Origin of the sequence: Zooshikella harenae, from assembly GCF_018837975.1 — a bacterium.
Classification (GTDB): Bacteria; Pseudomonadota; Gammaproteobacteria; order Pseudomonadales; family Zooshikellaceae; genus Zooshikella; species Zooshikella harenae.
This window is the reverse complement of sequence record NZ_JAGSOY010000051.1, coordinates 26523-34048: the sequence shown is the minus strand read 5'-3', so window position 1 is coordinate 34048 and position 7526 is coordinate 26523. Positions and strand designations below refer to the sequence as shown.

Sequence of the window (7526 nt, the reverse complement as noted above, 5' to 3'; positions counted from 1 at the left end):
ATCAAGACTCAATAACATAGCCATTGCTTGACTAGTAAAACTAGGCTGTTGTCCACTCAACGCACCGTCAAAATAACCTACAGCATACAACACAGGCATACTTATTATATTTAGAATAAAAGCATCAATGAGCGAGGCTCCCAATCGACTCCAACGACTTGCAAGTTCACCTTCCTCTGACATTGGAACTACTGTTTCCAAATCTGAAGATGGCGCTTGATATACATTATGACTACCTGACATACTACTATCCACCTTAAACGCTCATAAATAACATTAATAACAAAATTGAATTTACCAGCATATTTTATGTGTATTATAATGCCGCAAATTCAAATTATATCTGTTGTATTTAGGTATTCATAGTGTTTATAATGTAAGGTGAAGACATACAGCGGGTGTAGTTCAATGGTAGAACATCAGCTTCCCAAGCTGAATACATGGGTTCGATTCCCATCACCCGCTCCAAATCTAAAACGTTATATGATTCATTATTTTCAGCCTCTCTTGTCATCTTTTTGTTACATAGTCAATTCATGATTATATTATGACAAACAGTTACTATGTAACTTTATCCGAAGCAAAGTGATTATCCATGGCAAAGCTTCTATCGTCTTCTTTGCAATATTCTTAATACACACTTAAACATTAACTAGGATGGTTAATATGGCAAATAATGCAGAATTAGCACTAGAAATTCTTAAAGGACATCTTAATCAAGCTGAAGGGGCAGGAGATTGGCTTAGTATTGATCAAGATAGAATCAATCTCTTTGCAGATGCGACATTAGATCACCAATTTATTCATATTGATCCGGAAAAAGCTGCAAAACTTTCTCCCTTTAAAACAACCATTGCTCATGGTTACTTAACATTATCATTAATACCACACTTGACCGAGTCAATTACGGCACCGTACAAAGAAGCATTCAAAAACCTGAAAATGATGGTTAATTATGGTTTGGATAAATTACGGTTTATGAATCCTGTGCCCGTAAACTCAAAGGTTCGTGCGCAAAGAACCTTACTTGAAGCCGAGTTAAAAGATGAACGTACCATACAACTTAAACAACAAGTAACTGTTGAAATAGAAGGACAATCCAAACCTGCTTGTGTCGCTGAAATTTTAGTGCGTTTAATTTATTAAACTAGTATATGAGGTCACATTTCATAGTATAAAAATGTATGTGGCCTTAGCAGATTACTCAATAACTTCATTACTTACGTCAGGTGAAACAGTTTCCAGAGGGAGTGGGCTGGTTAGTCGTCGCTTATTGTCTGTTAAAAAATCTCTGACAATAGGTGCTATCTCTTTGGTTTTGGTCAGCAAGAATAAATGCCCACAACGTATTATACGCAGTTCTGCATTAGGAATTCGTTTTGCCATTAACTTTGCATTGGCAATAGGAATAATTGGATCATCATCTCCAGCTAAAATCAAAGTTGGTTGCTTAATATTATGTAACCAGTGAAAACTGGTCCAACCCGCCCCTGCTAATAATTGATAATAATAGCCAATCCCACTGGGCGAACGAATTTTTAATGAATGTTTTTTAATTAAGTTATCATTTCTCCGGAAAGCTCCACCATAAATAGAGGCTGCAATACGCTGCATATAACTTGGTTGAACATATCGCCTTGGGCTTGCCAATTTCAACAGTACTGAGAGCTTAGCAGGAACAGCAACTGACCCCATTGAAGTAGCCGCTAAAATAAGACGCCGGCACCGATATGGATGATCATAGGCAAACTGTTGGGCTAGCGCTCCTCCCCAAGAAACACCTAATACATTAATTTGTCCGTAATTCAGCTCATCTAGCATTTTTCCAATTACTCGTGATAATCCAGCAAAACGATAAGGAAATGTTGGCGTTGATGATCCCCCCGTTCCTGGTGCATCAAAAGCAATTATTTCAACACCTTGTAACTCGTCTGCAAAAGGTTTAATTAACTCTAAATTCGCACCAATACCATTAAATACTAATAATGGCAATATTGGTTCATTACCTGGCCTGATAGCTGCTCGTATTATTTGGCCGTTTATATTAAGTGTTTTAAAGCGAACCCTCATGGGTTCGCGAATATTAGTTGAAAATGTCGTTTCCAATGGATCACCTAATCATGTACATATAAACCAGGTGCTGGTTCTAGAGGTGGATATTGTTCATTACCCAAGCATGGTGGCGCATCTTTTTGTTCACCAGAATGAGCAATGATCCATTTTTGCCAGTGTTCCCACCAACTACCATTATTACGCGTTGCACCTTGATACCAGTCGCTAGGCTCTTCAGCATGAGCTTTATTTGTAAAAAAGTGCGCCTTTGGATTCCCTGGAGGATTAAGAATACTTTGAATGTGTCCACTATTGCTCAAAACAAATTCACACTGACCTCCCAATAATAGTGTAGACCGATAACAAGCGTCCCACAGCGTAATGTGATCCGTTAGTCCTGCAACTGCGAATACATCTTGTTTCAAAGCGTTAGCATCAACTGGTTGACCAGCAATTTTTAGAGAATTAGGATGTATCAAGCTATTTTCTTTATAAATATCAATAAATTCTGCATGGAGTTTGGCTGGAAGTCTAGTGGAGTCATTATTCCAATATAAAATATCAAATGCTGGAGGCTCTTTCCCTAGTAAATAGTTATTAACCCAATAATTCCAAATAAGATCAGTTGGCCTCATCCATGCAAATGCACGTGCCATATCCCTGCCTTCTAAAACCCCTTTAGCAGCTGATGTTTGTTTAGCTGTTTCTAACGTTTTTTCGGTAACAAAAAGCGCTATATCAGAGTTAACTTGCGTATCAATAATACTGACTAATTGAGTAATTGAATTTATTATTGGTTTATCCATGCTTTGCAGATAGCTGGATAACAGTACAGAAGTTAAGCCTCCTGAACAAGCTCCTAAAATGTTTATAGTGTCAACTTCAGCAATTTCATGGATAACATGAACAGCTTCGCTTAGCCCCAAAATATATTGATCAAGCCCCCAATTACGATGCTCCGGTGTTGGATTTCGCCAACTGACAATAAATACTTGCAGGCCAATAGAATTACAGAAACGAATAAAACTTTTTTCTGGGCTTAAGTCAAAAGCATAAAACTTATTGATTTGTGGTGGAATTATAAACAGAGGTATTTTAAACACTTTTTCTGTTGTTGGTTTATATTGAATAAGTTCTAAAATATCACATCTGAAAACCACATTACCTTCTGAAGTAGCAATATTTTTCCCTACGGAAAATGCTGATTTATCGACTTGTGCCGGCATTCCACCATTATGTCGAATATCATCAAGTAGGTGCAATAAGCCTTTTTCCAGGCTAAGACCACCTGTTTCAAAAAACCGTTTTATAACAGCAGGATTTATCAATGAATTTGAAGGTGCAATTGCTTCTGCAAAAAGAGAGATAATAAATTTAGCTCGACGGCTATCATCATTATCAAACTCTGCATCATCAACCCAATCATTAAGATGTTTATACCATGCAAAATATGCCTGCATATAACGACGATAAACTGGATTTTCAAGCCAAGTCGGATCGCTAAAACGACGATCATTTCGTTTTGGTAAAAACTCTGAGGTTCCCAATATTACTTGAGACATATCTTTACCAAATTCCAGTAGCTGCTTTAATCCTGCCTTTGGATGAGAAACAGCTTGTTTGACAATCGTTCCTGCAGTAGAAAATAAATCTTTACTATGTAACCTTACAATGGGTGTTCCCATCGCAGCATGATCAGGATTTGACCGCCCATTCGTTTTGCTAGGCTGATGTTCTGCTCCTAACTCATTCTGTAATGTTTTTTTCAACCGTTCAGCTGCTCTTCTATCTGTTTTCTCTAACCGCTGAATAGTTTCTCTTAATACTTCTATGCGTTGGCTAATGTCATTTATCGCAGCTTCGTTCTTCATGAATATCTATTTCCCTGTGCTGTGTTTACCAACCATGGCTTGTTACATTTTTGTTAAAGCCAATCATCTCAAAAGTATCAAATTTTGATGACAGAATAGTGGTTTTATAAACTTTAACTATATAAATCAAGTGATTTATACAGGTTACAATGAACTAACACAACACAATAACTACTTCTAGAATGCTTCCAGCAATGACCTTAAAAGCGCAACTAAGCAACAGTTTTTTGCCTCCTTATGACTATTGTAATTGGCAAATTTAGTATGTTCATTCTAATTTTCATTGCTATAGTCGAGCTATTGAATAAAATTGAACTGTAGAACTGTTATTTACCCTTAGCTTATAAAGTTGACATTTACAGTAAAGTACTTCTTTAGTAGTAAAACACTTAGTGTTAAGTAATAAAGCTGAGGTTTAGCCCCCAAAATACATCGTAAAGGGTTACCCAGCCCAAGCAACGAGGACGCTACAATGTCAGATGCTAAAAAAACTGATAAATCAACTGATAAAGAAAAATCATTACTTACTGGAATTCGTGATTCTGCTCATAAAATCTGGCTGGCAGGATTAGGAGCCTATGCTCAATATGAAAAACTTGGCCAAGAAGGTATTCGTTTATTTGAAAACCTGGTTAAAGATGGTGAAGAAGTACAAGCCCGTACACAAAACAAAGTGGACGAAGTAAAGGAAAAAATAAAATCTAAAACAACTGATCGCTTAGAAAGCAGAATAAAACAGTTGAAAGATAGACTATCAAGTGGATCACGTGATGAACTAAAAGAGCTAAGTCATCAAATTGAAGAGTTAAGTCAATCGGTAAAGGCCTTAACAGCAGATAGAGGCGTTAGCAGTAAAAGTTCAACATCATCCGGTACTGCCAGCTCTTCTTCCAAAACTTCAACCACATCAACGGCTAAAAAACCTGCCGCTGTATAATATAACCTTAGAGATTAAACCCTTCGTGTGATAAAGCTTTCCACGAAGGGTATATATCATACCGGAAAGCTAACAGATGATTTGTAAATTAGGCTACGCTTATCTAGTATTTCACGCTGCTCATCAATCATATAGGGCTTAACCAAACAAATCACTTGGTAAATACCCTGATTTATATAACATGTATCGTAGCCTTTCTTGGTACGCATAACCTCATAATTAAGCCAAAAGGTTGCAATAACAGTCGCATTATCGGCTAAAACAGCAATTTCATCATCACTTGCAATTAAGTATGAAGCATCCCTCAAATATTCACATATTTCAATAAATGTTTTTCTTTTCTTAATCAAAACACGTGTAAAACGAGGTTTTATTTTTTTATTTTTCGCCAATAAATCTAATAAATCTCTATATAAAAAACGATAGCTATGTATAGTTTCAAATATTAAGTGTAAATATAACCAATAATCATCAATCGCTAATGAGTGCCTACTTGGTGAATCTAAGAGTTCAACAATTTCACTTTCATATCTTAGATAAAGCTCTGTGATAATTTCTTCTTTTCCCTGAAAGTGATAGTAAAGGTTACCTGGGCTGATATCCATTTCATTCGATATATCTATCGTTGTAATATTAGGCTCACCATTACAGTTAAATAACTCTAAACTAGTTACTAAAATCCTCTCCCTGGTTTTCATCTAAACAGCCTTGTTAAGTTAAAAAGTCAGAATCCCTATTTTTAATGATCCATCCGGTTTTTTAAACTTTTCCTAATGAGTTCTGTAGCTTACCGTCAATATACCCAGTACGAAGGTTTTTTAGCGGCGGCCGTCAAGCGATGAAGCCCCAGGGCAAGTTTACTACTGTGAAACTTGCGGTAGCGACTTTAATTGATATAACAGCGCTGCTGGGCGGTTATATTAATAAGTGACTGGGGTGGCAGTTAAATGCTCCTGCATGAACTGCATTCACACCATCCTTGGTGGTCAAGAACGCTGACAACAAACCCTAAAAATGATTCGTGAAGGGTATACATTCATTTAAATATCGATCATAACGGCAAGCATTATTAATATGATCAAGTAACTTTAAATGAGCTACTATTTTATCATTTTATCTAAACGCTGATTTATCTGTTGCTCAATTGTGCCTCTAAATGCTTTCATAATAGCATTGAGCTTCACATCAATTTCAACAAGTTCTTCAGTAACCTTAATAGAACCTTGAACACCTGTTTGCTTAAAGGATAAGTGATAATCACTGTCCCACTGGCAAGATAAACCCATAGAAGACTGCATTTCATCAGCAATCTTCTGTACGACTTGTTTTGCCTTATCAATACTCATGCCGTGTGAGCGTTTAATTTCAATATTAGCCATTGACCTAATAGATCCTCAAATACAACATAAACCACTTTGTTAATGCTAGGGCCAACAACCCTTCGCCTTATAGCAAAGAGTATACAAGGCTATTTCATGATTCAACTATAACGCTCTTGTTTCATAGTAGGCCTGTTCTGAAATTTTGTGGTAATCCTTTACTTGCTTGGCAAACTGCACAAATGATGCGTAAATCCGTTTCGTTAGCTCATTAGTTTCAGCTATTTCACCAACAACTACTTCCGATGTATCTTTAAGCTTTTTTAAGACATCATCCGGTAAGCGAAGTAAGGTAACGTTATACTTATGAACTAATTGTTCTAATGCGCTATTATTCCTGGCTGTATACTCATCAAGCATGTCTTGATTCGAGGCACGCACAGCTTGTTTGACAATTTCCTGTAAATCCGCAGGTAATGATTCAAGTGCTTTTTTATTGATAATGACTTCAAGTGTCGTCCCTGGCTCGTGCCATCCTGGGTAATAATAATATTTAGCTGCTTTATATAAGCCAAATGCCAAATCATTATAAGGACCGACCCATTCTGTTGCATCAATTGCACCCGTTTGTAATGCGGTAAATAACTCTCCTCCAGGAATATTAACAGGCACGCCTCCTAATCTTTTTAACACTTCTCCGCCAAGACCAGGAATACGCATTTTCAAACCTTTCAGGTCCTCCGTAGATTCAATTTTTTTATTGAACCAACCAGCCATTTGCACACCCGTGTTGCCTCCAGCGAAAGGCTTAAGATTGAATGGGGCATATACCTCATCCCATAACTCTTGCCCACCCCCATAGTGCAACCAACTATTCATTTCCTGAGCATTAAAGCCAAAAGGTACTGCCGCAAAAAACTGTGCAGCAGCTGATTTTCCTTTCCAATAATAGGCTGCACCATGACCCATTTCTGCTGTACCATTGGACACAGCATCAAATACTTCTAACGCAGGCACCAGCTCACCTGCTCCATATACTTTAATTTCCAAGCGCCCATTACTCATAATTTTTACATTTTTAGCGAAACGCTCAGGTGCTGTGCCCAAACCGGGGAAGTTTTTTGGCCAGGTTGTCACCATTTTCCAATGTATCGTGTTTTTCTCTTCGGGTTTAACTACTTGGCTGCATTCTTTTTCAGACTGCTGAGAACATCCAGCAACAGCAACCCCGACTGCACCTAAGCTAGCTGCAGTCATAAAATCACGACGTTTCATTTTTTATGACTCCCTACACTTTGCTCATTTCATACCCTCAGCTGACGGGTTTATTGTTGTTATATCGGCTCG

At 37.4% G+C, this 7526-nt stretch carries 8 protein-coding genes and 1 tRNA gene; 3 read left to right on the top strand and 6 right to left on the bottom strand.

Annotated features, from left to right (window positions below):
- On the bottom strand, window positions 1-243 hold a 243-nt coding region (locus KCG35_RS17460; protein ID WP_215821081.1), incomplete at its 3' end, for an RDD family protein.
- 151 nt (window positions 244-394) lie between these two features.
- On the opposite strand from KCG35_RS17460, the gene KCG35_RS17455 reads away from it, so the two are divergent.
- Window positions 395-468: transfer RNA gene (locus tag KCG35_RS17455), tRNA-Gly, on the top strand.
- A 198-nt stretch (window positions 469-666) separates the two neighbouring features.
- Window positions 667-1146: a MaoC family dehydratase gene (locus tag KCG35_RS17450; protein WP_215821080.1), complete on the top strand. Its 480-nt coding sequence runs from the start codon at window positions 667-669 to the stop codon at window positions 1144-1146.
- A gap of 54 nt (window positions 1147-1200) precedes the next feature.
- On the opposite strand, the gene phaZ is transcribed toward KCG35_RS17450, so the two are convergent.
- Together phaZ and KCG35_RS17440 are read right to left on the bottom strand one after the other, a co-directional pair.
- Complete coding sequence (gene phaZ, locus KCG35_RS17445; protein ID WP_215821079.1) at window positions 1201-2106, bottom strand: poly(3-hydroxyalkanoate) depolymerase; 906 nt, start codon at window positions 2104-2106, stop codon at window positions 1201-1203.
- An 8-nt stretch (window positions 2107-2114) separates the two neighbouring features.
- Window positions 2115-3923: an alpha/beta fold hydrolase gene (locus KCG35_RS17440; RefSeq protein ID WP_215821078.1), complete on the bottom strand. Its 1809-nt coding sequence runs from the start codon at window positions 3921-3923 to the stop codon at window positions 2115-2117.
- Window positions 3924-4395: 472 nt separating this feature from the next.
- Here KCG35_RS17440 and KCG35_RS17435 point away from each other — a divergent pair, with 472 nt between their 5' ends.
- Window positions 4396-4860 carry a phasin family protein gene (locus tag KCG35_RS17435; RefSeq protein WP_215821077.1) on the top strand — a complete coding sequence of 155 codons (465 nt, stop codon included), beginning with the start codon at window positions 4396-4398 and terminating at the stop codon, window positions 4858-4860.
- A gap of 56 nt (window positions 4861-4916) precedes the next feature.
- Here the strand turns inward: KCG35_RS17435 and KCG35_RS17430 are convergent, their stop codons facing one another.
- The 3 genes from KCG35_RS17430 to KCG35_RS17420 all read right to left on the bottom strand — a co-directional run bounded on the left by KCG35_RS17430 (window position 4917) and on the right by KCG35_RS17420 (window position 7454).
- Window positions 4917-5558 (bottom strand): TetR/AcrR family transcriptional regulator, encoded by a 642-nt coding sequence (locus tag KCG35_RS17430; protein WP_215821076.1) that lies wholly within the window; start codon window positions 5556-5558, stop codon window positions 4917-4919.
- Window positions 5559-5960: 402 nt separating this feature from the next.
- Window positions 5961-6239 carry a polyhydroxyalkanoic acid system family protein gene (locus tag KCG35_RS17425; RefSeq protein WP_215821075.1) on the bottom strand — a complete coding sequence of 93 codons (279 nt, stop codon included), beginning with the start codon at window positions 6237-6239 and terminating at the stop codon, window positions 5961-5963.
- Between the two features lie 105 nt (window positions 6240-6344).
- Complete coding sequence (locus KCG35_RS17420) at window positions 6345-7454, bottom strand: TRAP transporter substrate-binding protein (RefSeq protein WP_215821074.1); 1110 nt, start codon at window positions 7452-7454, stop codon at window positions 6345-6347.
- Window positions 7455-7526 lie beyond the last annotated feature (72 nt).